The sequence below is a fragment of the Cryobacterium sandaracinum genome, from assembly GCF_004403415.1.
GTDB classification, from domain to species: Bacteria; Actinomycetota; Actinomycetes; order Actinomycetales; family Microbacteriaceae; genus Cryobacterium; species Cryobacterium sandaracinum.
The window spans coordinates 97095-120254 of the sequence record NZ_SOGO01000021.1 but is presented as its reverse complement, the minus strand read 5'-3'; the positions used below and the strand labels follow the sequence as shown (position 1 = coordinate 120254).

The window sequence follows — 23160 nt, the reverse complement described above, 5'->3', positions numbered from 1 at the left end:
CCCGACCGAAGTCGGGCCCCTCTCAATTCAACACAGCGATTCAGCTGAGCCGATACAGCGCAGAGTGCTTACTTGGATTCCTCAGCGGCAGCGACATCATCCTCGACGACGTCAGCTTCGACAGCAGCATCCTCGACGACGACTTCGGCCGGAGCCTCGGCAACGGGTGCTGCCGCGGCGGGCTTGGAAGCAGCCTTGGCGAAGGAGCGCTTGACCTTCGGGGTGACGGGCTCGAGAACGAGCTCCATCTGTACCATCGAAGCGTTGTCGCCCTTGCGGAAACCGAGCTTCGTAATGCGGGTGTAACCGCCCTCGCGAAGGGCGACCTGAGGTGCGATCTCGGTGAAGAGCTCGTGCACGACGGTCTTGTCGCCGATAGTGGCAAGCACGCGACGACGGGCGTGCAGGTCACCCTTCTTTGCGAAGGTGATCAGTCGCTCGGCGACCGGACGCAGGCGCTTGGCGCGCGTCTCGGTCGTCTTGATGGACTTGTGGGTGAATAGGGATGCGGCCAGGTTGGCGAGCATGAGGCGCTCGTGGGCCGGTCCGCCTCCGAGGCGGGCTCCCTTAGTGGGGGTAGGCATTGGTTATCTCCAGTATCAAAGTCGAAAGTCAGTCTGAACGACTGCTTTAGATGGTTTCTTCGTCGTAGCCGCTGTAGAAGTGGGCGCCGTCGAATCCGGGCACCGAGTCCTTCAGGGACAGGCCGAGCTCAACGAGCTTGTCCTTGACCTCATCCACCGACTTCTGTCCGAAGTTGCGGATGTTCATCAGCTGGGTCTCCGAGAGGGCGACCAGTTCGCTGACGTTGTTGATGCCCTCGCGCTTGAGGCAGTTGTACGAGCGAACCGACAGATCGAGGTCTTCGATCGGAATCGACAGCTCGGTCGACAGCACGACATCGACCGGCGCGGGGCCGATTTCGATGCCCTCGGCGGCGGTGTTCAGCTCACGGGCCAGACCGAACAACTCGGTCAGCGTACGACCGGCGGATGCGATGGCGTCGCGAGGCGAAATGGCCGACTTGGTCTCCACGTCAACGACGAGGCGGTCGAAGTCGGTGCGCTCACCGGCACGAGTTGCCTCGACACGGTAGGTCACCTTGAGCACGGGCGAGTAGATCGAGTCAACCGGAATCTGGCCGGCCTCAGAGTACTCGTTGCGGTTCTGGGTGGCCGACACGTAGCCGCGGCCGCGTTCGATGGTCAGTTCGAGTTCGAACTTGGCCTTGTCGTTCAGCGTGGCGATGACCAGCTCGGGGTTGTGCACCTCGACACCGGCCGGAGCCGAGATGTCGGCGGCCGTGACCTGGCCGGCACCCTGCTTGCGCAGGTACGCGGTGATGGGCTCGTCGTGCTCGCTGGAGATGACGAGGCCCTTGATGTTGAGGATGATCTCGGTGACGTCTTCCTTGACACCGGGAACGGTGCTGAACTCGTGCAGCACACCGTCGATCCGGATGCTGGTGACAGCGGCTCCAGGGATCGATGACAGGAGGGTGCGGCGCATCGAGTTGCCGAGGGTGTAACCGAAACCAGGCTCAAGAGGTTCGATGACGAACCTGGATCGGAACTCCGAGATGTTCTCTTCGGTGAGCGTGGGGCGCTGTGCAATGAGCACTGTTGATTCCTTTCGGCTAAGTGTCCGCTATATGACACTTGCGTGGCGAGGTTTTGAGTTGTGTGTCTCTCGACAAGCCCGACAATCGAGCACATCGTCGAACGAGGGAGGGGTGATGCCCCACGACCCGCCACAGCCGGGCCCGTCTTGTGACGGGCCCGGCCGATGGCGAGATGCCGGTTGGTTAGACGCGACGACGCTTGGGCGGACGGCATCCGTTGTGCGCCTGGGGGGTGACGTCGTTGATCGAACCGACCTCGAGGCCGGCGGCCTGGAGCGAACGGATCGCGGTCTCGCGGCCCGATCCCGGTCCCTTGACGAAGACGTCAACCTTCTTCATGCCGTGCTCCTGCGCCTGGCGGGCAGCCGACTCGGCAGCCAGCTGCGCGGCGAACGGGGTTGACTTGCGCGAACCCTTGAAGCCGACTCCACCCGAGGACGCCCAGCTGATGACCGCACCGGTGGTGTCAGTGATCGAGACGATGGTGTTGTTGAAGGTGCTCTTGATGTGGGCCTGGCCCACAGCGACGTTCTTCTTTTCTTTCTTGCGCGGCTTCCGAACGGCCGACTTTGGTGCTGCCATGAATTTCTCCTGAATCCTAAAGGCGAGACGGGCCAGGCCGAGGCCTAGCGCGCCTTCTTCTTGCCGGCTACGGTGCGCTTCGGGCCCTTGCGGGTGCGAGCGTTGGTCTTGGTGCGCTGGCCACGAACGGGCAGGCCCTTGCGGTGGCGGATGCCCTCGTAGCTGCCGATCTCGACCTTGCGGCGGATGTCAGCGGCAACCTCACGGCGGAGGTCACCCTCAACCTTGAAGGTTCCTTCGATGTAGTCACGGAGGGCGACGAGCTGCTCGTCACTCAGGTCCTTGACTCGGATGTTTCCATCGATTTCAGTGTCGGCGAGGGTCTTGAGTGCCCTCGTGCGGCCAACACCAAAGATGTAAGTCAGTGCAACTTCCACGCGCTTATCGCGAGGAATATCAACGCCGGCTAGACGTGCCATTGTGGCTTCTCCTGTATATGAGTGGAGGTCTGTGACAGTGCCTGTTCATCGGCCTCCAACCGATGGTGTCCCCCCGAAGGGTTCCCGGCACTGCTATTTTCTGTATTCAGTTGCATCTCGACCGACTCGACCGTGATCGAGCCTGTCGAGATCAGCCCTGACGCTGCTTGTGACGAGGGTTCTCGCAGATGACCATCACGTTGCCATTACGGCGGATGACCTTGCACTTGTCGCAGATCTTCTTGACGCTGGGCTTGACCTTCATGGTGTGTCCTTGTATTCGCTGTCTTCGTACCCCAGGAACGCCTCGGGCCGTTACTTACAGCACTCTCTACTTGTAGCGGTAAACGATCCGGCCGCGAGTCAGGTCGTACGGGCTCAGCTCCACGATCACACGATCCTCCGGGAGAATACGGATGTAGTGCTGACGCATCTTGCCTGAAATGTGGGCAAGAACTTTGTGGCCGTTGCTCAACTCGACGCGAAACATCGCGTTGGGAAGAGCTTCGACTACCGCGCCCTCGATTTCGATGACACCGTCTTTTTTGGCCATAACTCACTATCGCTAGGGTATTGATTGCTGGTCGTGCGTGGATTGTGGTGCACTGATACGCCGCATACGTGCGCACAAGACACCAAGGATTTACTCTATGGTACGGAGTTGCCTTTTGGCAATTCTTCCCTATAATCCCTCGCGGGATTCTCCGCTCAGAAGGCCTTCTGCACCGCGGCCACGACCAGGACCACGTCGGCGAACAGCGGATGCGCGGCGTCCAGGCCGCACACCGACGCGGTGAACGATTCGGCTGTCTCGTCGCGCAGCATCCGTTGCAGCAGGGCGCTCTGCTCATCGTCGGCGACGTCGAACCGGAGTGCGGCTTCGACGGCTGCGAGCAGCGCGACCGGGCGAGTGCCGTGTTCGGCGATCTCGGCGGCAGGGCCGATGAACCGTTCGTGGCGGCTGAGCTTGCGCAGCGGCTGGCGGCCGACGCGCTCTACCGTGTCGGGCAGGGACGGGTTGGCGAAGCGCACCAGGATCTTCTCCCGGTAGGCGCGCTGGGCGTCCACGTCGAGGCCGTGCTTGGCCACGAGCAGGGCCGAGGTTTCCTCGAGTACCGCTCGGACGCCGTCCAGCACCGCCGGCACCAGGAGCGCGTCGGAGATCTTGGAAGCCCCGGCGACACCGCCGAGGTAGGCGACGGTCGCGTGTCCGGTGTTCACCGTGAACAGCTTGCGCTCGATATACGGTGCGAGATTGTCGACGAAAGTCGCACCCGGGATGACCGGCACGGCGCCGTTGAAGGCGCCCTGCTCGATGACCCACTCGTAGAAGGCCTCGACGGTTACGTCGATGCCGTCGCTCTCGGCCTGGCCGGGCACGATGCGGTCGACTGCCGTGTTGGCGAAGACGACGCGCTCGGCCACAGCCGCTCGCTCCGGCTCCGGCACGTTGGCCCAGATCTGTTCGGCGAGGACATCCGTGGCGTTGATGGCGTTCTCGCACGCCATCACGGCCAGGGGCGGCAACTCGGCCGACCGCCGCCCCAGTCCGGCCGCGATGACCGGTGCCACGAAGCGGAGGACGGTGGGGCCGACCGCGGTGGTGACGATATCGGCCGTCGCGATCTCGTCGATCAGTGCGGCCTCATCCGTGGCGCTGTTGATGGCCCGGAAAGTGTCGACCACGCGGGTGGTCGACACTTCCCCTGCCTCGTGCACGGCGTAGCTGCCGGCGGCCTGCAAAGCGTCGATCAGGGAGACATTCACATCGGCGAAGACAACCTCGTATCCGGCATCGTGAAGCAGGAGGCCGACAAATCCGCGGCCGATGTTCCCTGCACCGAAGTGAATGGCCTTCATTCTGCGTTTACCTCCTCGAGGAGCATGAAGATGTCCTCTGCTGTGACGGCGTCAATCAATTTCTGCACTTCGTCCTCGTCCGAGAAGACGATCGCGATCTTCTGCAGGATTTCGAGGTGCTCATTGTTGAGCCCCGCGATCCCGACGGCGAAACGCACCTGCTGGCCGTTCCAATCGATCGGTTCGGCGTAACGCACGAGCGACAGGGCCGACCGGACGATCGACTCCTTGGCGTCGTTGGTTCCGTGCGGGATCGCCAGGAAATTTCCCATGTAGGTCGACACGCTGGCTTCGCGGTCGAACATCGAGTCGACGTAGTCTTCGCGCACGGCGCCTGCGGTGACGAGCAGGGCGCCGGCCTCACGGATTGCGTCGAGCTTCGTGGTGGCCGACCCCGCGGCCACGACGTTGCCCGGTTCCAGAATGCGGTCGGTCATCGCGCTACCTCCTCGGCCGCCTGGCCCTGAATCAGGGCGACGACGTCATCGTATTTCGGGCTGTTCATGAAATTCTCGACCGAGACATGCGTCGAGTCGGGAGACTTCGACTGGGCCCGGGCGGTCAGGTCCTGGTGCGTGATGACCAGGTCGGCCGTGCCGTCGAGGTTCGCGATCGCCTGGTTGGTCACGGTGATGCCGTCGAGACCGGCCTTCTTGATCTTGTTACGCAGCACCGAAGCGCCCATGGCGCTGGAGCCCATTCCGGCGTCGCACGCGAAGATGATGTTCTTGACACGGCGAGCGGCGGTGGCCGAAGTGCCGGAGGCTCCGAGGCCGCCGAGGATGGTGCTGGCCTTGCCCTTGTTTGCTTCGGTCTTGGCGATGGCCTCGGCCATGTCACCGGTATCGCCGGCGGTCAGGTCGCGCTTGCGGCTGGCACGGAGGATGACGGCTGCGATCAGGAATGACACCGTGGCTGCGCCGATGACGGAGAGGATGACGCCGACGTAGCTGCCCGGGGCGGTCTGGATCAGGATAGCGATGATGCTGCCGGGTGAGGCTGGGGCGCGCAGGCCGGTTGCGAAGGCCACGTTGATGGCGACACCGGTCATGCCGCCGCCGACTGCGGCGAGGAGCAGTGCCGGCTTCATCAGCACGTACGGGAAGTAGATCTCGTGGATGCCGCCGAAGAAGTGGATGATGATGGCGCCCGGTGCGCTGGCCCGTGCGATGCCGACTCCGAAGAAGGAGAAGGCGAGCAGGATACCCAAGCCGGGGCCGGGGTTCGCCTCGAGCAGGAACAGCACCGACTGGCCGTTTTCAGCAACCTGCTGCACACCGATCGGCGTGAGCACGCCATGGTTGATGGCGTTGTTGAGGAACAGGATCTTGCCGGGCTCGATGAAGATGCTGGCGATGGGCAGCAGACTGTTGGAGACGAGCCAGTCGACGATCATCTCGAGGAAATTGCTGATCCCGGTCACGAGCGGGGCGATTCCGAAGAACGCACCCAGCGCGAGGATCATTCCGAGGATGCCGGACGCGAAGTTGTCGACCAGCATCTCGAACCCGGGCTTGATCTTGCCGGCCCAGAGGCTGTCAAGCTTCTTCAGGAGGTACGCGGATCCCGGGCCGACGATCATGGCGCCGATGAACATCGGGATCTCGCTGCCCACGATGACACCCATGGTCGCGATCGAGGCGATGACCGCACCACGCGTTCCGTAGACCATCCGGCCACCGGTGTTGGCGATCAGGAGCGGCAGCAAGTACACGATCATCGGTCCGACGAGCGTTTCCAAGGTCGCGTTCGGGGTCCAACCGGTCGGAATGAAGAATGCGGTGATCAATCCCCACGCGATGAATGCAGGGATGTTGGGCATGACCATTCCGCTGAGGAAGGTTCCGAAGCGCTGAACGTGCACACGGGTTCCTCCGCTCTTGGTCTTGGTAGCTGACGTCGTCGTCATTTCTCTGCCTTTCGTAGGGATGCGATGAGGAGTTGCCCCGTCACGTTGCGACTTATTCAAGTCTGACCAAGGTGGTCGTGCGGGGCCACCAGAGACTTTTCCGCACCCCCGGAAATCTCGTGGCAGAGATCCGGCCAGGAGTGGCGTGGGAGACTTGCTTTTTACTTGGGAGTTTCATGCGATGAGCGACAAACAGACACGGATGCTGGATTTTCTGTCGCAGACACCGGCCTGGGTTACCGCCGGCGAGCTTGCCGACCTCCTGGGCGTCACGCCCCGAACCGTGCGCAGCTACGTCACGAACCTGAAACTGGCAGCCGGGCCGCTCGAGATCATCGAGTCGGGGCCGGCCGGGTACCGGCTGGACCTCGAGGCGTTCGCCGTGTTCCGCGCCAGGGGGCGCATTCACTCGGACGAAGCCGAGACCCCGACGGATCGCCTTTACGCTTTGGTGCGCCGGCTCACGGAGTCCCACGAGGGGCTCGACGTCTACGCTCTGTCCGCCGAGCTGTTCGTCAGCGACTCCACGATCGACTCTGACCTGACCAAGGTGCGGCAGCTACTGCCCGCCACCGGGCTCACGCTCACCCGCCACGGCAGCGTGGTCACGCTCGCCGGCTCCGAGACCGACCGGCGGAGGCTGCTCAGCCGGCTGTTCCGCGAGGAGAGTTCGCGCGGTCTGCTCGAACTCGAGGCGATCCAGCGCGAGTTCGCCTCCGAGAGCCTCGGAGAGTTCAAGACGGATCTGATCGCGATGCTCGACTCGCAGGGGTATTTCGTCAACGAGTACGGCACCAACGACGTTCTACTCCATGTCGCCATCGCCATCGACCGGGTCACGAGGCGCACCTTCCCCGTGGTGGCCGAGACCGCGGCATCCGTCGGCTCCCCCGACGCGATGACCCTCGCCCTCTCCGGGCTGATCGTGCGCCACTTCCACGTCGAACTGGGTGTCGGTGACCTCGACTACATCGCACTCCTGCTCAAGACCCGGGTGATCACACCCGGGCAGGACCAGCCGGCGCAGGTTCTGATCGAGAGCTTCGTCCGCCCCGAAGATCTCGACGCCGTGCGCCGGATCGTCGGCCAGGCCGGGGACGAGTTCCTGCTGGACCTCGCGGAGGAGAACTTCATCGTGAGGCTCACGCTGCACGTGCGCAACCTGATCAACCGGGCGACAGACCGCTCGTACTCGCACAACCCGCTCACCAGGTCGATCAAGACGTCCTACCCGATGATCTATGAGGTCGCCGTCTACATCGCCAGCCAGTTGCAGCGGCAGGAGCAGATCGTGATCAACGACGATGAGATCGCCTACATCGCGATGCACGTCGGTGCCCACCTTCAGCAGCAGTCCCGGCGCGAGGACCTGGTCACGTGCGCTCTGATCTGCCCGAACTATTACGACATGCACGTGCTGCTGCGCGAACGGATCGAGCGGGTCCTCGGTGACGAGCTCGAAGTTGTGTCGGTGGTAACCCGCAGCGACGTCGACTGGAAGGCCCTGGATGCGAAACTCGTGCTCTCCACCATCGAACCGCAGTCGCCGGCCGAGGCCGTCATCGTGATCCAGCCGTTCCTGACCGAGGCCGACATCGACCGCGTGCGGAAGGCCGCCAGCCGCATCCGCCGTCTTCGGCGTCGCGCCGCTCTCAAGGACGAGCTGCTGCAATTCTTCGACGAGTCCCTGTTCGCGCACAACTTCCACGCCGCTGACGAGACCGCGATGATCCGCGCTCTCGGCGAACGGATGATCGCACACGGCGATATCGACGAGAGCTACATCGACGGCGCGATCGAGCGCGAGCTCATGTCGTCGACGGCGTTCACGGACAACGTGGCGGTGCCGCACTCGATGTCGATGACGGCAATCCGTACCTCGATCGCCGTCGTGATCAACGACACACCCATGGCGTGGGGCGAGAACCGCGTCAACGTGGTGGCGATGGTCGCTTTCAGCGCCGCCGGGCGCAAGAGCTTCCAGACCGTCTTCGACCAGTTCGTGGAGGTCTTCTCAGACCGGGCCGACGTGCAGCGGCTGGTCAAGCGGTCGGTGGACTTCGCATCCTTCATCGACGAGCTCGTGCACCTGATGGACCAGTAGGCCACCGGTCGGGCTACTTCTTCGTTTCAGCCCAGTCACGCGTCTTGTACGCATAGATCGCGGCATCGAGCGCTTCGTCGCCGTTCTGCGAGGCGAAGACGGTCTCCTCCAGCAGGGCGATGCCGACCCCGGCGTGCACGGCCTGGAGGCGGATCTTCTCAAACCTGGGTGCCAGGTGGGGACCCACTAGAAGCACGTCGACCGGGCCGAGGGAGGCCGGCAGATCCGATTCGCTCCCCGCGAAGACGTGGACATCCAGGCCGCGGGCCGCGGCGGTGTGCCGAACCCGATGTGCAACAAAGGCACTGGAGGCGCCAGCACCGCAGACGATGAGAATCTTCATGGAATCGCTCTTTCCCTGAGCCGCGACGGACGGTTTGCCCTCTCCTCCATCCTCCCGCCTCCGGAGTCCCGGAGAGACCAGATCCCCGCCCCCGAGCGCGGCTGGTTCGGGCCGTGTGTGGCTCCGGGAGCGGGTTCCGATTGCCGCGGGTGAGGGGCGATCGCGGGTGGCGGGTGAGTGGCGATTGGTCCATTTCTCGGACAGGCGAGAAGTTGACCGCAGCGCGGGGTGGATGCGCGCTGCAACCGCCGTCTCGTACGAGTCCGGAGCCCGGGGTCGACTCACCCCGAACGAATTCGACGGAGATTCTGCCCAAAACACCGCTTTCGGGCACGAAAACGGGTGTTTGACCCAAAATCTCCGTCGAATTGGTTTGGCATCGGGCACGGCATTTCGCGTGCGGAACGGCGTCCACGCAGTGCGGTGAGATCCGACGTTCCGTGTGCGGCTGGTTCGGGCCGTGTGCGGCTACGGGAGCGGAACGGGCGTGATGCCGAGCGGGGCCAGCCCCGCAGCGCCGCCGTCGGCGGCGGTGAGCACCCAGATGCCGTCCTTGTGCACGGCCACGCTGTGCTCCCAGTGCGCGGCGGCCAGGCCGTCGCTGGTGGCGACGGTCCAGTCGTCGTCGCGCACGAACGTCTCGATGGACCCCATGACGACCATGGGCTCGATCGCGATCACGAGACCGGGCTTCACGTCCGGACCCTTCTGGCGAACGCGATAGTTGAACACAGGCGGGGCCTCGTGCATGGACCGGCCGATGCCGTGACCGACATAGTCGGTGAGGATTCCGTAGTCCCCCTGAGACTCGACGTAGTCCTCGATGGCATCGCCGACCTCGTTGAGGTGACGCGCCACCGCGAGCCGGGCGATCCCGTGCCACAGCGACTGCTCCGTGACGTGCGACAGTTTCTCGCGCTCGGCGACGACCTCGGGCCGGGCCGGGTCCGGAATCACGAAGGAGAAGGCCGCGTCGCCGTTCCAGCCGTCGATGATGGCACCGCTGTCGATCGACACGATGTCGCCGGCGGCGAGCACGCGAGCCCCCGGGATGCCGTGCACGACATCCTCGTTGACGGACGCGCAGACCGTGTGGTGGTAGCCCTGCTCCAGCTTGAAGTTCGGCAGGCCGCCTCGAGCCACGATGGCCGCCTCGGCGGCCGCGTCGAGCTCGAGGGTGGTCGCACCGACCCGGATGGCCGCCCGGGCCGCGTCCAGGGATGCGGCCGTGGCCAGTCCGGGCGCGATCATCAACCGCATCTGCGCCGGCGACTTGTAGATGGATCGTCGAAGGCTCATCGTGAAGATCTCTGCAAACTGCTGAGGACGCGCACGCCGGGCGTGCACGACCGGGTTAGGAGGCGCTGGCTGCGTCTCCGCTGGTGACGGGCACGCTAGTGACGGGCACGCTAGTGACGGGCACGCTGGTGACGGGCACGGAGAGTCCGCGCCCGGTCAGCGCCGCAAGGATGCGCCCGGTCACTTCGTCGACGGCGCCGAGGCCGTCGACCGTGACCACGAGACCGCGGGAGGAGTAAACGTCGATCAGAGGAGATGTCTGCTCCTCGTAGACGGAAAGGCGGTGCCGGATGACGTCAGCGGTGTCATCCGCACGCCCCTGCTCGGCGGCACGCTTGAGGAGTCGGGCGACGACCTCTTCGGTGTCGGCGACGATCAGCACGACGGCGTCGAGTCCGTCACCGTTGGCCTCCAGCAACCGGTCCAGTTCCAGAACCTGCTCCTGCGTGCGCGGGTAGCCGTCCAGCAGGAATCCCCCGGAAGCGTCGGGCTGCTGCAACCGATCGGACACGATCGCGTTGGTGAGGGAATCGGGCACGTACGCGCCGGCATCCATGAACGCCTTGACTTGAAGACCCAGCTCGGTGTCGTTCTTCACGTTGAAGCGGAAGATGTCACCGGTGGAGATGGCCGGAACGTCGAAGGCCTCGGACAGGCGCTCGGCCTGAGTTCCCTTGCCCGCGCCGGGCGGGCCGATCAGCAGCAAACGGGTCATCGGAGAAGCCCTTCGTAGTGGCGCTGCTGGAGTTGCGCGTCGATCTGTTTGACCGTCTCGAGTCCGACACCGACCACGATCAGGATGCTGGCGCCACCGAACGGGAAGTTCTGGTCGGCTCCGATCGCGGAGAACGCGATCAGCGGCAGCAGAGCGATCAGGCCCAGGTACAGGGCACCGGGCAGCGTCACCCGGGTGAGAACGAAGTCCAGGTACTCGGCGGTCGGACGACCGGCACGGATGCCCGGGATGAATCCGCCGTACTTCTTCATGTTGTCGGCGACCTCTTCGGGGTTGAAGGTGATCGCGACATAGAAGTAGGTGAATCCGACGATGAGGAGGAAGTACAGCGCCATGTAGAGCGGATCGTTGCCCTGCGTGAGGTTGTTGGTGACCCAGGTGACCCACGCTGCCGGCGCCTGTCCGGCCGCCGGCTGGTTGAACTGCGCGATCAGGGCCGGAAGGTACAGCAGTGACGACGCGAAAATGACGGGCACGACGCCGGCCATGTTCACCTTGATCGGGATGTACGTGTTGTTCCCGCCGTAGGTGCGGCGTCCGACCATCCGTTTAGCGTACTGCACCGGGATGCGACGCTGGGACTGCTCGACGAAGACCACCGCGGCGACCACGACCAGACCGACCGCGATCACGATCATGAGGATGTCGAGGCCCTTCTGCTGCCCGATGGAGGCGAGCGATCCCGGAAAGAGGGCTGCGATCGAGGTGAAGATCAACAGTGACATGCCGTTGCCGATGCCGCGCTCGGTGATGAGCTCACCCATCCACATGATCAGGCCAGTACCGGCGGTCATGGTGATGACCATGAGCATGATGGCGTACCAGGCGTCGTTGGTGAGCAGCTGCGAGCACTCGGCGCTGGCGGACGTGCCGTAGAGCGCTCCGCTGCGGGCCACCGTGATCAGCGTCGTCGACTGAAGGATCGCGAGGGCGATGGTGAGGTACCGAGTGTACTGGGTGAGCGTGCCCTGTCCGGACGCGCCTTCCTTGTGCAGTGTCTCAAAATGTGGGATGACCACGCGCAGGAGCTGCACGATGATCGAGGCCGTGATGTACGGCATGATGCCGAGCGCGAAGACCGACAGTTGCAGCAGCGCGCCGCCGCTGAAGAGGTTGACGAGCTCATAGAGGCCGCTGGCGTCCTGGTTCGCCGCCAGACACGATTGAACGTTTCCGAAGTCGACGAAGGGGGCAGGGATGAACGAGCCCAGTCGGAACAGGGCAACGATACCCAAGCTGAACCCGATTTTCCTGCGCAGGTCGGGTGTGCGGAATATCCGCGCGATGGCGCTGAACACAATGCCTCCAGTTAATAACGTGAAAAACGAGCTTGTCGAGACCAGCATCGAAAGATTTCGATTGGTGGCCTCGACAAGCTCGCTCAGCGTCTACGGACTTACTTGATTGAGCCACCCGCAGCGACGATCTTCTGCTCTGCTGAGCCGGAGACCTTATCCACTGCAATGTTCAGCTTAACCGCAATGTCACCATTGCCGAGAACCTTGACCTTCTCGTTGTCGCGAACGGCACCCTTGGCGACCAGGTCGGCGATGGTTACATCGCCGCCGTTCGGGTAAAGCTCGGCGAGCTTCTCGAGGTTGACGACCTGGTACTCGACGCGGAACGGGTTCTTGAACCCGCGCAGCTTCGGAGTACGCATGTGCAGCGGCATCTGGCCACCCTCAAACCCGATGCGCACGTTGTAGCGCGCCTTCGTACCCTTGGTTCCACGGCCGGCGGTCTTACCCTTGGATCCTTCACCACGACCGACACGCATGCGCGACTTCTTGGCTCCGGGGGCGGGGCGAAGGTGGTGAACCTTCAGAACCTGCTCGCGCTTCTCGGTCGGAGCAGCCTTCACTGCGACCTTGGCGGAGGCAGCCTTTTTGAGGGCTGCCTTCTGTGCAGTGGCGGGCTTGGCGGCTGCCGTGGCAGCTTCCTTCTCGTCAGCCATTAGTCAATCTCCTCGACCTTTACGAGGTGAGCAACGGTGTTGACGTAGCCACGGTTCTGCGAGTTGTCCTCGCGAATCGTGACTGCGCCAATGCGCTTGAGACCCAGGCTGCGAAGCGTGTCGCGCTGGTTCTGCTTCTCACTAATTTTGGACTTGATCTGTGTCACTTTGAGGCGAGCCATCAGGCACCTGCCTTTGCTGCCGCTGCAGCTGCTGCTGCGGCGGCGTCGGCACGCAGGAAGCGCGCCGGAGCGACGTCTTCGTACGCGAGGCCACGACGAGCCGCAACTGCACGCGGCTCTTCGAGCTGGTGCAGGGCCTCGACCGTGGCGTGAACGATGTTGATGGTGTTCGACGAACCGAGCGACTTGCTGAGGACATCGTGGATGCCCGCGCACTCGAGAACGGCGCGCACCGGGCCACCGGCGATAACGCCGGTACCGGCGGCGGCGGGACGCAGCAGGACGACGCCGGCTGCGGCTTCACCCTGCACGGGGTGCGGGATCGTCAGACCGACGCGGGGAACGCGGAAGAAGTTCTTCTTCGCTTCTTCGACGCCCTTGGAAATGGCGGTCGGCACCTCGCGGGCCTTGCCGTATCCGACGCCGACGAGGCCGTTTCCGTCACCGACGACGACGAGAGCGGTGAAGCTGAAGCGACGACCACCCTTCACCACCTTGGAAACGCGGTTGATGGTGACGACGCGCTCCAGGAACTGGCTCTTGTCGGCATCGCGGCTTCCGCGGTCCTTGTTCGGGTTGCGCTCACGACCGCCACGACGAGCCTCACGAGGCTCGTTCTGGGCAGGTGCCGTTGAGGCAGCGGTTTCGACGGGTGCCTCTGCGGCCACCACGGTCTCCTTGGTTGCTGTGCTAGCGGTTTCAGTGCTCACAGGTTCAATCCACCCTCTCGAGCTCCATCGGCGATCGCAGCGACGCGTCCTGCGTACTTGCTTCCGCCACGGTCAAATACGACAGCGTCGATGCCGGCGGCCTTCGCACGCTCGGCGACGAGTTCGCCGACCTTGCGGGCCTTGGCGGTCTTGTCACCATCGAAGGTGCGCAGACCGTCTTCGAGCGTGGACGCCGAAGCAAGGGTGAAACCCTTGCTGTCATCGACGACCTGCACGAACACGTGGCGAGCCGAACGGGTCACGACGAGACGCGGACGAAGCGCGGTCCCCTCGATCTTTTTGCGAAGACGTGCATGCCTGCGTCCGCGGGCAGCGGCCTTGCTCTTACCTCTAGTTCCGAGACCCATGGTTATTTACCACTCTTTCCGGCCTTGCGGCGAACAATCTCGCCGGCGTAACGCACACCCTTGCCCTTGTAGGGCTCCGGCTTGCGAATCTTACGGATGTTGGCGGCGACCTCGCCGACAGCCTGCTTGTCGATGCCACCGACCGTGAGGCGGTTGACGCTCTCCACGGTGAGGGTGATGCCGGCAGGTGCCTCGACGAGGACCGGGTGCGAGAAGCCGAGGGCGAACTCGATCGAGCTGCCCTTCTGGGCGACGCGGTAACCGGTACCGACGATCTCGAGAGACTTGGTGTAACCCACCGTCACCCCGATGATCTGGTTTGCGATCAGCGTGCGAGTCAGTCCGTGCAGCGAACGCGAGTTGCGCTCGTCGTTCGGGCGTGTGACGACGACGTGGCCGTCCTCGATCTTGACCTCGATGGGGTTCGCGACGGTGAGCGCGAGCTCGCCCTTCGGACCCTTGACGTTAACGCGCTGGCCTTCAGTGGCGACCGTGACATCCGCGGGAATCGGGATGGGAAGTCTTCCAATACGTGACATTGTCGGCTACCACACGTAGGCGAGAACTTCTCCGCCTACGCCCTTCTTCTCAGCCTGGCGGTCGGTGAGCAGACCGCTGGAGGTGGACAGGATGGCAACGCCGAGACCACCGAGAACGGTGGGGATTTCGGTCGACTTCGCGTACACGCGCAGGCCGGGCTTGGAAACCCGCTTGATGCCGACGATGGAACGCTCGCGGTTCGGACCGAACTTGAGGTTGAGCGTGAGGGTCTTGCCGACCACTGCATCCTTGACATCCCACGCCGAGATGTAACCCTGGGCCTTGAGAATGTCTGCGATGTTCGCTTTGAGCTTGCTGTGCGGCATGGACACGGTGTCGTGGAACGCCGAGTTAGCGTTGCGCAGTCTGGTCAGCATGTCTGCGACCGGATCTGTCATTGTCATTTGTGGTGCCTTTCTCGCCTGGTTTCGTTCATCCGTTACACGGGTGACGACCTTGGTCGTGGTGGGGCTGGACGGTTGTCCAGCCCCGGATTTGTACTACAAGAGCCAAAGAGCTACTTTACTTGGTGTTTTCGGCCGTCTTGAACGGGAAGCCCAGCGCCTTGAGCAGCGCGCGGCCTTCTTCGTTGTTCTTGGCCGTCGTCACAACCGTGATATCCATACCGCGGATACGGTCGATCCGGTCCTGGTCGATCTCGTGGAACATGACCTGCTCGGTGAGACCGAAGGTGTAGTTACCGCTGCCATCGAACTGCTTGTCGCTCAGACCACGGAAGTCGCGGATGCGCGGAAGCGCCAGGCTCAGGAGCCGGTCGAGGAACTCCCACATGCGGTCGCCACGAAGTGTGACGTGCGTGCCGATGGGCTGTCCTTCACGCAGTTTGAACTGCGCGATCGACTTACGGGCCTTGGTGACCTGCGGCTTCTGACCGGTGATCTTGGTGAGGTCGGAGACGGCGCCATCCATGATCTTGCCGTCGCGTGCTGCCTCGCCGACACCCATGTTCACAACGATCTTGACCAGGTTCGGAATCTGGTGAACGTTGGTGAAGCCGAGGTCCTTGCTGAGCTGGGCCATGATCTCATCGCGGTACTTCTGCTTGAGACGCGGCAGGGCGGCCTCAACGGGCGCTTCTGCTGCTGCAACTGAAGTGTCGGTCATCAGAGGTCCTTCCCTGACTTCTTGGCGTAACGGATGCGGACCGTCTTGGTGACGCCGTCCTTCGTTACTTCTTCGAGGCGGAATCCGACGCGAGTCGGCTTCTTGGTCTCCGGGTCGACGAGGGCCACGTTGGACACGTGAATCGGCGCCTCCATGGTCTCGATGCCGCCGGTCTTGGTGCCGCGCTGGGTCTGGCCCACGCGAACGTGCTTGGTGACGAAGTTGATGCCCTCAACGAGGACCCTGTTCTTCTCCACCAGGATGGCAATGACCTTGCCCTGCTTGCCACGGTCTCCGCCGCGGGCCTGGGTGCGGCCGGTGATGACCTCTACGAGGTCACCCTTTTTGAGTCTGGCCATGATTTAGATAACCTCCGGTGCCAGCGAGATGATCTTCATGAACTTCTTGTCGCGAAGCTCGCGACCGACCGGTCCGAAGATTCGGGTGCCGCGGGGGTCACCTTCGTTCTTCAAAATCACTGCGGCGTTCTCATCGAACTTGATGTACGAACCGTCTGAACGACGGGTCTGCTTTTTGACGCGAACGACGACGGCCTTGACGACGTCGCCCTTCTTGACGTTGCCGCCCGGGATCGCGTCCTTGACCGTGGCGACGATGGTGTCGCCGAGGCCTGCGTAGCGACGGCCGGAGCCGCCGAGCACGCGAATGGTCAACAGCTCCTTGGCACCCGTGTTGTCGGCAACCTTGAGTCGTGATTCTTGCTGAAGCACTTTTTATACCCTTCTATCAAGTAAGCGCGAGGCTTACTTGGCCTTCTCGAGGATCTCGACCAGGCGCCAGCGCTTGGAAGCGCTGAGCGGACGGGTCTCACTGATCAGGACCAGGTCGCCGACGCCGGCGATGTTCGCCTCGTCGTGAGCCTTCAGCTTGGACGTACGGCGGATGACCTTGCCGTACAAGGGGTGCTTCACGCGGTCTTCGACCTCGACAACGATGGTCTTGTCCATCTTGTCGCTGGTCACGTAACCACGCAGCGTCTTGCGGTAGCCGCGAACGAGAGCCTCAGCCTCGGCAGCGACGACCTTTTCGTCAGTCTTCGCCATGACTAGGCCTCCTTCGTCTGGGCGGCGTCGGCCGCAGCGGAGTCGTCAACGGACTCCACTGCAGGCTTGGCCTTCTTGGTCTTCTTCTCAGCCTTGGCCGGAGCCTCGACTGGTGCGGGAGTCGGACGAATGCCCAACTCGCGCTCACGGAGAACCGTGTAGATGCGAGCGATGTCGCGCTTGACCGCGCGGAGGCGGCCGTGGCTCTCGAGCTGGCCGGTGGCCGACTGGAAGCGAAGGTTGAAGAGTTCTTCCTTCGCCTTCTTCAGCTCATCGAACAACCGCTCGTTTTCAAAAGTGTCGAGCTCGACTGAGGCGAGCTCCTTGGATCCGATCGCCATTATGCGTCGCCCTCCTCGCGCTTGATGATGCGTGCCTTCAAGGGCAGTTTGTGGATAGCGCGGGTCAGCGCTTCCTTTGCGACGATGTCAGTGACACCGCTGAGTTCGAAAAGCACGCGACCGGGCTTGACGTTGGCAACCCACCACTCGACGGAACCCTTACCGGAACCCATGCGGGTTTCGGCCGGCTTCTTGGTGAGCGGGCGGTCCGGGTAGATGTTGATCCAGACCTTGCCGCCGCGCTTCATGTGACGGGTGATCGCGATACGAGCGGACTCGATCTGACGGTTGGTCACATAGGCGGGCGTGAGGGCCTGGATGCCGTACTCACCGAACGACAGCTCGGTACCACCGGTTGCGTGGCCGGTACGGCCCGGGTGGTGCTGCTTGCGGTGCTTGACTCTGCGTGGAATCAACATGGTTATGCCTCAACTCCTGCTGCAACCGGTGCCGCTGCCTCTGCGCGGGGCGCACGACGCGGTCGGTCGTCACGACGCTCGGGGCGGGTCGACTTAGCGTTGGCCTGCTCGCGAGCGAGTTCCTTGTTGGTGATGTCGCCCTTGTAGATCCAGACCTTCACACCGATGCGGCCGAAGGTGGTCTTGGCTTCGTAGAACCCGTAGTCGATGTTCGCGCGCAGAGTGTGCAGGGGCACACGGCCTTCGCGGTAGAACTCCGAACGGCTCATTTCGGCGCCACCCAGGCGACCGGAGACCTGGATGCGAACACCCTTGGCACCGGCGCGCTGGGCACCCTGCAGGCCCTTACGCATCGCGCGGCGGAATGCCACGCGAGCGGAGAGCTGCTCGGCGATGCCCTGAGCGACCAGCTGAGCGTCGACCTCGGGGTTCTTCACCTCGAGGATGTTCAGCTGGATCTGCTTGGCGGTGAGCTTCTCGAGGTCGGAGCGAATGCGCTCAGCCTCCGCGCCGCGGCGACCGATCACAATGCCCGGACGGGCGGTGTGGATGTCGACGCGAACGCGGTCACGAGTGCGCTCGATCTCGATGCGGGACACGCCGGCGCGGTCGAGACTGGTGCTCAACAGGCGGCGGATCTTGACGTCTTCAGCGACGAAGTCGCTGTAACGCTGGCCCGGCTTCGTGCTGTCAGAGAACCAACGCGACACGTGGTCGGTCGTGATTCCCAGACGGAAGCCATAGGGGTTTACTTTCTGACCCATTACTTCGTACCCTCCTCAGGAGTGGCGAGCACAACCGTGATGTGGCTCGTGCGCTTCTTGATCTGGAATGCGCGACCCTGTGCACGGGCCTGGAAACGCTTGAGGGTCGTACCCTCGTCTACGAACGCCTGGCTGACGAACAGGTCCTGCTCGTCGAGGAAGGTGTTGGCTGCATCAGCCTTGACTCGCGCGTTGGCGATTGCCGAGGCAACCAGCTTGTACACCGGGTCGCTCGCGCCCTGCGGCGCAAACTTCAGAATTCCCAGGGCCTCGAAGGCCTGCTTGCCGCGGATCAGGTTGACAACGCGACGAGCCTTCTGGGGGGTAACGCGGATGTGACGCACGCGTGCGATCGACTCCACCATTTCTTATCCTCCTTCACGTCCCCGCGTTAGCGGCGACGGCCCTTCTTGTCGTCCTTCACGTGTCCACGGAAGGTGCGGGTGGGCGCAAACTCGCCGAGCTTATGCCCGACCATGCTCTCGGTGACGAACACCGGGATGTGCTTGCGTCCGTCGTGCACGGCGATGGTGTGCCCGAGCATGCCGGGGATGATCATCGAACGGCGCGACCAGGTCTTGATTACGTTCTTGCTGCTGGCTTCGTTCGCCTTGACAACCTTGCGAAGCAGGTGGTCGTCAACGAACGGGCCTTTCTTGAGACTGCGTGGCATCGTCTACTCCTACTTACGCTTCTTGCCGACGGTACGGCGACGAACGATGAGCTTGTCGCTTTCCTTGTTCGGGTGGCGGGTACGCCCTTCTTTCTGGCCCCAAGGGCTGACGGGGTGACGTCCACCGGACGTCTTACCCTCACCACCACCGTGCGGGTGGTCGACCGGGTTCATGGCGACACCACGAACGGTCGGGCGAACGCCTTTCCAGCGCATCCGGCCGGCCTTGCCCCAGTTGATGTTCGACTGCTCGGCGTTGCCGACCTCGCCGATCGTGGCGCGGCAGCGGGCGTCGACGTTGCGGATTTCTCCGGACGGCAGGCGCAGCTGGGCGTAGATGCCATCCTTCGCAACGAGGCGAACGGATGATCCGGCGGAGCGGGCCATCTTGGCGCCACCGCCCGGACGCAGTTCGACCGCGTGGATGATGGTACCGGTCGGGATGTTCTTCAGCGGCAGGTTGTTGCCGGGCTTGATGTCAGCACCGGCGCCCGACTCCACGATGTCGCCCTGGTTCAGCTTGTTCGGGGCGATGATGTAGCGCTTGGAGCCGTCCGTGAAGTGCAGGAGCGCGATGCGCGCCGTGCGGTTGGGGTCGTACTCGATGTGAGCAACCTTGGCGTTGACGCCGTCCTTGTCGTTACGACGGAAGTCGATCAGACGGTACTGGCGCTTGTGTCCACCACCGATGTGACGGGTGGTGATGCGACCCTGGTTGTTACGGCCACCGGTCTTGGACAGGGGGCGAAGCAGGGACTTCTCCGGCGTGGAGCGGGTGATCTCTGCGAAGTCTGCAACAGATGAACCGCGACGACCGGGAGTCGTGGGCTTGAACTTACGAATAGCCATTTCTTATTCCTCTAGTCCGCGCCGCTTAGCCGACGGCCGTGAAGATGTCAATGGAACCGGACTTGAGCGTGACGATGGCACGCTTGGTGTCCTTGCGCTTGCCCTGACCGAACTTCGTGCGACGCGTCTTGCCGATGCGGTTCATGGTGTTGATCGAAGCGACCTCCACCTTGAAGATCTTTTCGATCGCGAGCTTGATTTCGGTCTTGTTCGAGCGCGGGTCCACGATGAAGGTGTACTTGCCTTCGTCGATCAGGCCATAGCTCTTCTCAGAGACGACCGGAGCGATGATGACGTCGCGGGGATCCTTGTTGATCGGGGTAGCCATTATGCGGACACCTCTTCCTTCTTGGTCTTGCTCGCCACGAACGCGTCGAACGCGCCCTTGGTGAAGACGATGTCGTCGCTGACGAGAACGTCATAGGCATTCAGCTGGTCCCACGGCAGAACGTGCACCGTCGGCAGGTTGCGGATGCTGCGCAGCGTCAGTTCGTCGGTGCGCTCCAGGACGACCAGCACGTGCTTGCTGCTGGCGATCTGGCTGAGCAGCTCGATGGCGCCCTTGGTGCTGGGCGTCTCGGCGCTGAAGAGTGCGGTCACGACGTGCAGGCGGTCGCCACGGGCGCGGTCAGAAAGGGATCCGCGCAGTGCTGCCGCGATCATCTTCTTGGGGGTGCGCTGTTCGTAGTTACGCGGGGTCGGTCCGTGAACGATTCCACCACCGGTCATCTGAGGGGCGCGGATCGAGCCCTGACGAGCGCGACCGGTTCCCTTCTGCTTGAACGGCTTGCGGCCGGAACCGGAAACCTCGCCACGACGCTTGGTCTTGTGAGTTCCCTGACGTGCGGCAGCGAGCTGCGCGACGACGACCTGGTGGATCAACGGGATGTTGGTCTGAACGTCAAAGATTTCGGCGGGCAACTCAACGGAGCCGGCCTTCTTACCCTTGGCGTCGATGAGATCGAGTGAGGTAGTCATACGACTAGGCTCCCTTCACTGCATTGCGGACGAATACGAGGCGGCCCTTGGCGCCGGGAACGGCACCCTTGACCAGCAGGAGGCCCTTCTCGGCATCCACGGCGTGAACCTTGAGGTTCAGCACGGTGACGCGCTCGCCACCCATACGACCGGCCATGCGCATGCCCTTGAAGACACGGCTCGGGGTCGAGGAAGCACCGATGGAACCGGGCTTGCGGTGGTTGCGGTGCGAACCGTGAGAGGAGGAAACACCCTTGAAGTTGTGACGCTTCATAACACCGGCGAAACCCTTGCCCTTGCTGGTGCCCATGACGTCGACCTTGGTACCGGCAGCGAACACACCGTCAACGGTGAGTTCCTGGCCCAGGGCATAGTCAGCGGCATCCGCAGTGCGGAGCTCGGTGAGGTGGCGGCGAGGCGTGACGCCTGCCTTTTCGAAGTGTCCGGCGGAAGGCTTGTTGACCTTGCGCGGATCGATGGCCCCGGCAGCGATCTGGACGCCGGCGTAACCGTCGATGTCTTTGCTGCGGATCTGGGTGACAACGTTGGGCGAGATTTCGATGACGGTGACGGGAACGAGCTTGTTGTTCTCATCCCACACCTGCGTCATGCCGAGCTTCTTGCCGAGGAGACCCTTGGTGGTCTTGGTATCTGAGTAAGACATCGCGGGCCCTAGAGCTTGATCTCGATGTTGACGTCGGCCGGCAGGTCGAGACGCATGAGCGAGTCGACAGCCTTCGGGGTCGGGTCAATGATGTCGATCAGACGCTTGTGGGTGCGCATTTCAAAGTGCTCCCGGCTGTCCTTGTACTTGTGAGGGGAACGGATGACACACACCACGTTCTTCTCGGTCGGAAGCGGCACGGGGCCGACGACAGTCGCACCCGCGCGGGTCACTGTGTCGACGATCTTGCGCGCCGAGATGTCGATGACCTCGTGGTCATACGACTTAAGTCGAATGCGGATTTTCTGTCCCGCCATGTCGAACTCGCTTTCTTGTCAAGGCTTCGTACATCCCGAGGGGCTGCATTGGACGCCGTAGTAGCACTGCTGCTGTCGCACCACTGTTAATCTGTCAATTTCGGCAAGGCCGCGGAGCGGTCATGCCGAGCCAACCCGCTTCTCCACACTCGCGCGTGGGGGAAGGCATGGATTTACCCAGCTGTCCCGGCCGTTGGTTTGAGCTATGTTCTGCTACCCGCGGCCTAACTGTGCACCTGGCGCCTTTTACGGCGAACGGCACAAGCTATGCACTGCCTGGCAGTGATCCCGACACCGCGTGCAGCGCGGCAGTCGAAAATGTTGAACTAGAAGAGTCTGCCACAGGGTTGGGTCATTGTGCAACCCGGGCGTGTCGCGGGCGGCGTGTCGCCACATCCGCGTCGTTCCGCGGCTCGGCCGGCTCTCGCCCCGGGCGCGTCGCCGCCATTCACGCCTCGCGCGAGTGCTGCGCCGCTCCGCGCGGGGCACGCCACCAGCGCAGCGGCGCAACACCCGCGCACCACCGGCACCTCACCGAAACTGGAGTCGCGGGCGCCCGAACGGCAGCCCCAACTGCAGCAGCCGAGTGCGCAGCCGACTCTGACTCATCCCGACCGGGAAGTCCCACCGGGTGAAGGCGTGCACCTGGCGCCGCACGCCATCCTCACGGCGTTTCTCGTCGTAGACCACCTCGGCGGTGGTGCGGCCGCCTCGCATCACGGGGTCGAAGTATTTGCCCTTGCCGTCGGCCTCCCCCACCGAGTTCTCGTCGATCCAGTAGAAGTCCGTGAAGACGGTCTTGCCTTCGACGACGAACGGATGCTGCAGCACCGGCTCCGGAAATCCGTTCAGCGCCACGTTGACGCGGCTTCCGGACACGTTGGGTGAACCGGACAGCGTCGAAGAGAAGTCGATCACGGCCCGCGCCCGCACGGACCCGCGGAAGGGAAGCAACCCTTCCCAGGTCTCAAGCAGCCTGGCTCTGGTGGTCAGAGGCAGAATGCGCCCCCTGCGATCCACCGCAATGGAGCGGTCGGCCATGGCGACCGCGGACTTCAGATCCAGAGTGACGGCGAGGCCGACGACCGTGCGTTCGACGCTGGTGACCAGGAGTCCGTTCACCACGGCGATATCCCGCGTGTCGAGTCCCAATGCATGCTTGCGGATACCCGGCGTCGAGCGTCCGCCGCGGGTGCGTTCGGTGAGGGAGTGGACCTCGGGCGGCCAGCCGGCGAGAGTGGGGAGTCCCCACAGGACAGCCGCGGACCCGTTCGCAGGTGGCATGCCACGCGCGAAGCGGCGCACGACCCGCGCCACGGTGCGCTCGGTCACCGAAGTG

The 23160-nt window shown here is 63.4% G+C and carries 35 protein-coding genes; 1 reads left to right on the top strand and 34 read right to left on the bottom strand.

The annotated features are described in order from the left end of the window. Positions 1-68: 68 nt before the first annotated feature. The 9 genes from rplQ to E3T25_RS07060 form a co-directional block, all read right to left on the bottom strand. Complete coding sequence (gene rplQ, locus E3T25_RS07100) at positions 69-584, bottom strand: 50S ribosomal protein L17 (protein ID WP_134373333.1); 516 nt, start codon at positions 582-584, stop codon at positions 69-71. 46 nt (positions 585-630) lie between these two features. Next, on the bottom strand, positions 631-1620 hold the full coding sequence (locus E3T25_RS07095) for a DNA-directed RNA polymerase subunit alpha (protein WP_104100945.1): 990 nt from the start codon (positions 1618-1620) through the stop codon (positions 631-633). A 184-nt stretch (positions 1621-1804) separates the two neighbouring features. After that, a complete protein-coding gene (gene rpsK / locus E3T25_RS07090; RefSeq protein ID WP_022883249.1) occupies positions 1805-2203 on the bottom strand; it encodes a 30S ribosomal protein S11 in 399 nt (132 codons plus the stop codon). A 44-nt stretch (positions 2204-2247) separates the two neighbouring features. Next, positions 2248-2622: a 30S ribosomal protein S13 gene (rpsM, locus tag E3T25_RS07085; RefSeq protein ID WP_104100946.1), complete on the bottom strand. Its 375-nt coding sequence runs from the start codon at positions 2620-2622 to the stop codon at positions 2248-2250. Between the two features lie 151 nt (positions 2623-2773). Then, positions 2774-2887 (bottom strand): 50S ribosomal protein L36, encoded by a 114-nt coding sequence (rpmJ, locus tag E3T25_RS07080; protein WP_035834639.1) that lies wholly within the window; start codon positions 2885-2887, stop codon positions 2774-2776. Positions 2888-2953: 66 nt separating this feature from the next. Continuing rightward, on the bottom strand, positions 2954-3175 hold the full coding sequence (gene infA / locus E3T25_RS07075) for a translation initiation factor IF-1 (protein WP_055965022.1): 222 nt from the start codon (positions 3173-3175) through the stop codon (positions 2954-2956). A 155-nt stretch (positions 3176-3330) separates the two neighbouring features. Continuing rightward, a complete protein-coding gene (locus E3T25_RS07070; RefSeq protein ID WP_134373332.1) occupies positions 3331-4482 on the bottom strand; it encodes a mannitol-1-phosphate 5-dehydrogenase in 1152 nt (383 codons plus the stop codon). Continuing rightward, entirely contained in the window at positions 4479-4919 is a 441-nt protein-coding gene (locus E3T25_RS07065; protein ID WP_134373330.1) for a PTS mannitol transporter subunit IIA, read from the bottom strand. Before E3T25_RS07065 ends, E3T25_RS07070 begins: the two co-directional genes overlap by 4 nt. Then, positions 4916-6391 carry a PTS mannitol transporter subunit IIBC gene (locus tag E3T25_RS07060; protein WP_134342150.1) on the bottom strand — a complete coding sequence of 492 codons (1476 nt, stop codon included), beginning with the start codon at positions 6389-6391 and terminating at the stop codon, positions 4916-4918. The genes E3T25_RS07065 and E3T25_RS07060 overlap by 4 nt, the downstream gene beginning before the upstream one ends. A 181-nt stretch (positions 6392-6572) precedes the next feature. Between E3T25_RS07060 and E3T25_RS07055 the strand changes: the two genes are divergently transcribed. After that, positions 6573-8495, top strand: a complete 1923-nt coding sequence (locus E3T25_RS07055; protein ID WP_134373328.1) for a BglG family transcription antiterminator — start codon at positions 6573-6575, stop codon at positions 8493-8495. 13 nt (positions 8496-8508) lie between these two features. Here the strand turns inward: E3T25_RS07055 and E3T25_RS07050 are convergent, their stop codons facing one another. The 25 genes from E3T25_RS07050 to E3T25_RS06930 all read right to left on the bottom strand — a co-directional run bounded on the left by E3T25_RS07050 (position 8509) and on the right by E3T25_RS06930 (position 23153). Next, a complete protein-coding gene (locus tag E3T25_RS07050) occupies positions 8509-8838 on the bottom strand; it encodes a PTS sugar transporter subunit IIB (RefSeq protein ID WP_104171764.1) in 330 nt (109 codons plus the stop codon). A 468-nt stretch (positions 8839-9306) separates the two neighbouring features. Further along, entirely contained in the window at positions 9307-10137 is an 831-nt protein-coding gene (gene map, locus E3T25_RS07045) for a type I methionyl aminopeptidase (protein ID WP_134342146.1), read from the bottom strand. Between the two features lie 55 nt (positions 10138-10192). Next, positions 10193-10852 carry an adenylate kinase gene (locus E3T25_RS07040; protein WP_134373326.1) on the bottom strand — a complete coding sequence of 220 codons (660 nt, stop codon included), beginning with the start codon at positions 10850-10852 and terminating at the stop codon, positions 10193-10195. After that, positions 10849-12171, bottom strand: a complete 1323-nt coding sequence (gene secY, locus E3T25_RS07035) for a preprotein translocase subunit SecY (RefSeq protein ID WP_104171762.1) — start codon at positions 12169-12171, stop codon at positions 10849-10851. Before secY ends, E3T25_RS07040 begins: the two co-directional genes overlap by 4 nt. Positions 12172-12269: 98 nt before the next feature. Continuing rightward, positions 12270-12827 (bottom strand): 50S ribosomal protein L15, encoded by a 558-nt coding sequence (rplO, locus tag E3T25_RS07030; protein WP_134373324.1) that lies wholly within the window; start codon positions 12825-12827, stop codon positions 12270-12272. After that, positions 12827-13009, bottom strand: a complete 183-nt coding sequence (gene rpmD / locus E3T25_RS07025; protein ID WP_174235710.1) for a 50S ribosomal protein L30 — start codon at positions 13007-13009, stop codon at positions 12827-12829. The genes rplO and rpmD overlap by 1 nt, the downstream gene beginning before the upstream one ends. Then, the gene (rpsE, locus tag E3T25_RS07020; protein WP_369827970.1) at positions 13009-13719 is read right to left on the bottom strand and encodes a 30S ribosomal protein S5; all 711 of its coding nucleotides are present in this window, start codon (positions 13717-13719) and stop codon (positions 13009-13011) included. Before rpsE ends, rpmD begins: the two co-directional genes overlap by 1 nt. Then, the gene (rplR, locus tag E3T25_RS07015; protein ID WP_134342143.1) at positions 13716-14087 is read right to left on the bottom strand and encodes a 50S ribosomal protein L18; all 372 of its coding nucleotides are present in this window, start codon (positions 14085-14087) and stop codon (positions 13716-13718) included. The genes rpsE and rplR overlap by 4 nt, the downstream gene beginning before the upstream one ends. Before the next feature lie 2 nt (positions 14088-14089). Beyond that, positions 14090-14626 carry a 50S ribosomal protein L6 gene (rplF, locus tag E3T25_RS07010; protein ID WP_104100956.1) on the bottom strand — a complete coding sequence of 179 codons (537 nt, stop codon included), beginning with the start codon at positions 14624-14626 and terminating at the stop codon, positions 14090-14092. 6 nt (positions 14627-14632) lie between these two features. Beyond that, on the bottom strand, positions 14633-15031 hold the full coding sequence (rpsH, locus tag E3T25_RS07005) for a 30S ribosomal protein S8 (RefSeq protein ID WP_104100957.1): 399 nt from the start codon (positions 15029-15031) through the stop codon (positions 14633-14635). Between the two features lie 118 nt (positions 15032-15149). After that, positions 15150-15752 (bottom strand): 50S ribosomal protein L5, encoded by a 603-nt coding sequence (rplE, locus tag E3T25_RS07000; protein ID WP_104100958.1) that lies wholly within the window; start codon positions 15750-15752, stop codon positions 15150-15152. Next, positions 15752-16111, bottom strand: coding sequence for a 50S ribosomal protein L24 (rplX, locus tag E3T25_RS06995; RefSeq protein WP_104171759.1), 360 nt, complete (start codon positions 16109-16111; stop codon positions 15752-15754). The genes rplE and rplX overlap by 1 nt, the downstream gene beginning before the upstream one ends. A gap of 3 nt (positions 16112-16114) precedes the next feature. Beyond that, complete coding sequence (gene rplN / locus E3T25_RS06990; RefSeq protein ID WP_104100960.1) at positions 16115-16483, bottom strand: 50S ribosomal protein L14; 369 nt, start codon at positions 16481-16483, stop codon at positions 16115-16117. Positions 16484-16516: 33 nt separating this feature from the next. Further along, positions 16517-16816: a 30S ribosomal protein S17 gene (gene rpsQ, locus E3T25_RS06985; protein ID WP_104100961.1), complete on the bottom strand. Its 300-nt coding sequence runs from the start codon at positions 16814-16816 to the stop codon at positions 16517-16519. A gap of 2 nt (positions 16817-16818) precedes the next feature. Then, a complete protein-coding gene (gene rpmC, locus E3T25_RS17745; protein ID WP_134342141.1) occupies positions 16819-17157 on the bottom strand; it encodes a 50S ribosomal protein L29 in 339 nt (112 codons plus the stop codon). Continuing rightward, complete coding sequence (rplP, locus tag E3T25_RS06975) at positions 17157-17576, bottom strand: 50S ribosomal protein L16 (protein ID WP_104100963.1); 420 nt, start codon at positions 17574-17576, stop codon at positions 17157-17159. The genes rpmC and rplP overlap by 1 nt, the downstream gene beginning before the upstream one ends. 2 nt (positions 17577-17578) lie before the next feature. Beyond that, on the bottom strand, positions 17579-18340 hold the full coding sequence (rpsC, locus tag E3T25_RS06970; RefSeq protein WP_104100964.1) for a 30S ribosomal protein S3: 762 nt from the start codon (positions 18338-18340) through the stop codon (positions 17579-17581). Further along, positions 18340-18705, bottom strand: coding sequence for a 50S ribosomal protein L22 (gene rplV / locus E3T25_RS06965; protein WP_104100965.1), 366 nt, complete (start codon positions 18703-18705; stop codon positions 18340-18342). Before rplV ends, rpsC begins: the two co-directional genes overlap by 1 nt. Positions 18706-18731: 26 nt before the next feature. Beyond that, positions 18732-19013 (bottom strand): 30S ribosomal protein S19, encoded by a 282-nt coding sequence (rpsS, locus tag E3T25_RS06960; RefSeq protein ID WP_104100966.1) that lies wholly within the window; start codon positions 19011-19013, stop codon positions 18732-18734. Between the two features lie 9 nt (positions 19014-19022). Then, positions 19023-19862: a 50S ribosomal protein L2 gene (rplB, locus tag E3T25_RS06955; protein WP_134373322.1), complete on the bottom strand. Its 840-nt coding sequence runs from the start codon at positions 19860-19862 to the stop codon at positions 19023-19025. A gap of 25 nt (positions 19863-19887) precedes the next feature. Continuing rightward, positions 19888-20190, bottom strand: a complete 303-nt coding sequence (gene rplW, locus E3T25_RS06950; protein WP_104100968.1) for a 50S ribosomal protein L23 — start codon at positions 20188-20190, stop codon at positions 19888-19890. Then, positions 20190-20840 (bottom strand): 50S ribosomal protein L4, encoded by a 651-nt coding sequence (gene rplD, locus E3T25_RS06945; protein WP_134373320.1) that lies wholly within the window; start codon positions 20838-20840, stop codon positions 20190-20192. The genes rplW and rplD overlap by 1 nt, the downstream gene beginning before the upstream one ends. A gap of 4 nt (positions 20841-20844) precedes the next feature. After that, positions 20845-21504, bottom strand: coding sequence for a 50S ribosomal protein L3 (gene rplC / locus E3T25_RS06940; RefSeq protein ID WP_134373318.1), 660 nt, complete (start codon positions 21502-21504; stop codon positions 20845-20847). 8 nt (positions 21505-21512) lie between these two features. After that, on the bottom strand, positions 21513-21821 hold the full coding sequence (rpsJ, locus tag E3T25_RS06935; protein ID WP_035834607.1) for a 30S ribosomal protein S10: 309 nt from the start codon (positions 21819-21821) through the stop codon (positions 21513-21515). A 531-nt stretch (positions 21822-22352) separates the two neighbouring features. Continuing rightward, positions 22353-23153, bottom strand: coding sequence for a hypothetical protein (locus tag E3T25_RS06930; protein WP_134373316.1), 801 nt, complete (start codon positions 23151-23153; stop codon positions 22353-22355). Positions 23154-23160 lie beyond the last annotated feature (7 nt).

Bases quoted from the DNA above. Each gene is read 5' to 3' on its own strand.
- rplQ (WP_134373333.1), bottom strand. From the start codon at position 584: ATGCCTACCCCCACTAAGGGAGCCCGCCTCGGAGGCGGACCGGCCCAC.
- rpsK (WP_022883249.1), bottom strand. From the start codon at position 2,203: ATGGCAGCACCAAAGTCGGCCGTTCGGAAGCCGCGCAAGAAAGAAAAG.
- rpsM (WP_104100946.1), bottom strand. From the start codon at position 2,622: ATGGCACGTCTAGCCGGCGTTGATATTCCTCGCGATAAGCGCGTGGAA.
- rpmJ (WP_035834639.1), bottom strand. From the start codon at position 2,887: ATGAAGGTCAAGCCCAGCGTCAAGAAGATCTGCGACAAGTGCAAGGTC.
- infA (WP_055965022.1), bottom strand. From the start codon at position 3,175: ATGGCCAAAAAAGACGGTGTCATCGAAATCGAGGGCGCGGTAGTCGAA.
- E3T25_RS07070 (WP_134373332.1), bottom strand. From the start codon at position 4,482: ATGAAGGCCATTCACTTCGGTGCAGGGAACATCGGCCGCGGATTTGTC.
- E3T25_RS07065 (WP_134373330.1), bottom strand. From the start codon at position 4,919: ATGACCGACCGCATTCTGGAACCGGGCAACGTCGTGGCCGCGGGGTCG.
- E3T25_RS07060 (WP_134342150.1), bottom strand. From the start codon at position 6,391: ATGACGACGACGTCAGCTACCAAGACCAAGAGCGGAGGAACCCGTGTG.
- E3T25_RS07055 (WP_134373328.1), top strand. From the start codon at position 6,573: ATGAGCGACAAACAGACACGGATGCTGGATTTTCTGTCGCAGACACCG.
- E3T25_RS07050 (WP_104171764.1), bottom strand. From the start codon at position 8,838: ATGAAGATTCTCATCGTCTGCGGTGCTGGCGCCTCCAGTGCCTTTGTT.
- map (WP_134342146.1), bottom strand. From the start codon at position 10,137: ATGAGCCTTCGACGATCCATCTACAAGTCGCCGGCGCAGATGCGGTTG.
- E3T25_RS07040 (WP_134373326.1), bottom strand. From the start codon at position 10,852: ATGACCCGTTTGCTGCTGATCGGCCCGCCCGGCGCGGGCAAGGGAACT.
- rplO (WP_134373324.1), bottom strand. From the start codon at position 12,827: ATGGCTGACGAGAAGGAAGCTGCCACGGCAGCCGCCAAGCCCGCCACT.
- rpmD (WP_174235710.1), bottom strand. From the start codon at position 13,009: ATGGCTCGCCTCAAAGTGACACAGATCAAGTCCAAAATTAGTGAGAAG.
- rplR (WP_134342143.1), bottom strand. From the start codon at position 14,087: ATGGGTCTCGGAACTAGAGGTAAGAGCAAGGCCGCTGCCCGCGGACGC.
- rplF (WP_104100956.1), bottom strand. From the start codon at position 14,626: ATGTCACGTATTGGAAGACTTCCCATCCCGATTCCCGCGGATGTCACG.
- rpsH (WP_104100957.1), bottom strand. From the start codon at position 15,031: ATGACAATGACAGATCCGGTCGCAGACATGCTGACCAGACTGCGCAAC.
- rplE (WP_104100958.1), bottom strand. From the start codon at position 15,752: ATGACCGACACTTCAGTTGCAGCAGCAGAAGCGCCCGTTGAGGCCGCC.
- rplX (WP_104171759.1), bottom strand. From the start codon at position 16,111: ATGGCCAGACTCAAAAAGGGTGACCTCGTAGAGGTCATCACCGGCCGC.
- rpsQ (WP_104100961.1), bottom strand. From the start codon at position 16,816: ATGGCGAAGACTGACGAAAAGGTCGTCGCTGCCGAGGCTGAGGCTCTC.
- rpmC (WP_134342141.1), bottom strand. From the start codon at position 17,157: ATGGCGATCGGATCCAAGGAGCTCGCCTCAGTCGAGCTCGACACTTTT.
- rplP (WP_104100963.1), bottom strand. From the start codon at position 17,576: ATGTTGATTCCACGCAGAGTCAAGCACCGCAAGCAGCACCACCCGGGC.
- rpsC (WP_104100964.1), bottom strand. From the start codon at position 18,340: ATGGGTCAGAAAGTAAACCCCTATGGCTTCCGTCTGGGAATCACGACC.
- rplV (WP_104100965.1), bottom strand. From the start codon at position 18,705: ATGGTGGAGTCGATCGCACGCGTGCGTCACATCCGCGTTACCCCCCAG.
- rpsS (WP_104100966.1), bottom strand. From the start codon at position 19,013: ATGCCACGCAGTCTCAAGAAAGGCCCGTTCGTTGACGACCACCTGCTT.
- rplB (WP_134373322.1), bottom strand. From the start codon at position 19,862: ATGGCTATTCGTAAGTTCAAGCCCACGACTCCCGGTCGTCGCGGTTCA.
- rplW (WP_104100968.1), bottom strand. From the start codon at position 20,190: ATGGCTACCCCGATCAACAAGGATCCCCGCGACGTCATCATCGCTCCG.
- rplD (WP_134373320.1), bottom strand. From the start codon at position 20,840: ATGACTACCTCACTCGATCTCATCGACGCCAAGGGTAAGAAGGCCGGC.
- rplC (WP_134373318.1), bottom strand. From the start codon at position 21,504: ATGTCTTACTCAGATACCAAGACCACCAAGGGTCTCCTCGGCAAGAAG.
- rpsJ (WP_035834607.1), bottom strand. From the start codon at position 21,821: ATGGCGGGACAGAAAATCCGCATTCGACTTAAGTCGTATGACCACGAG.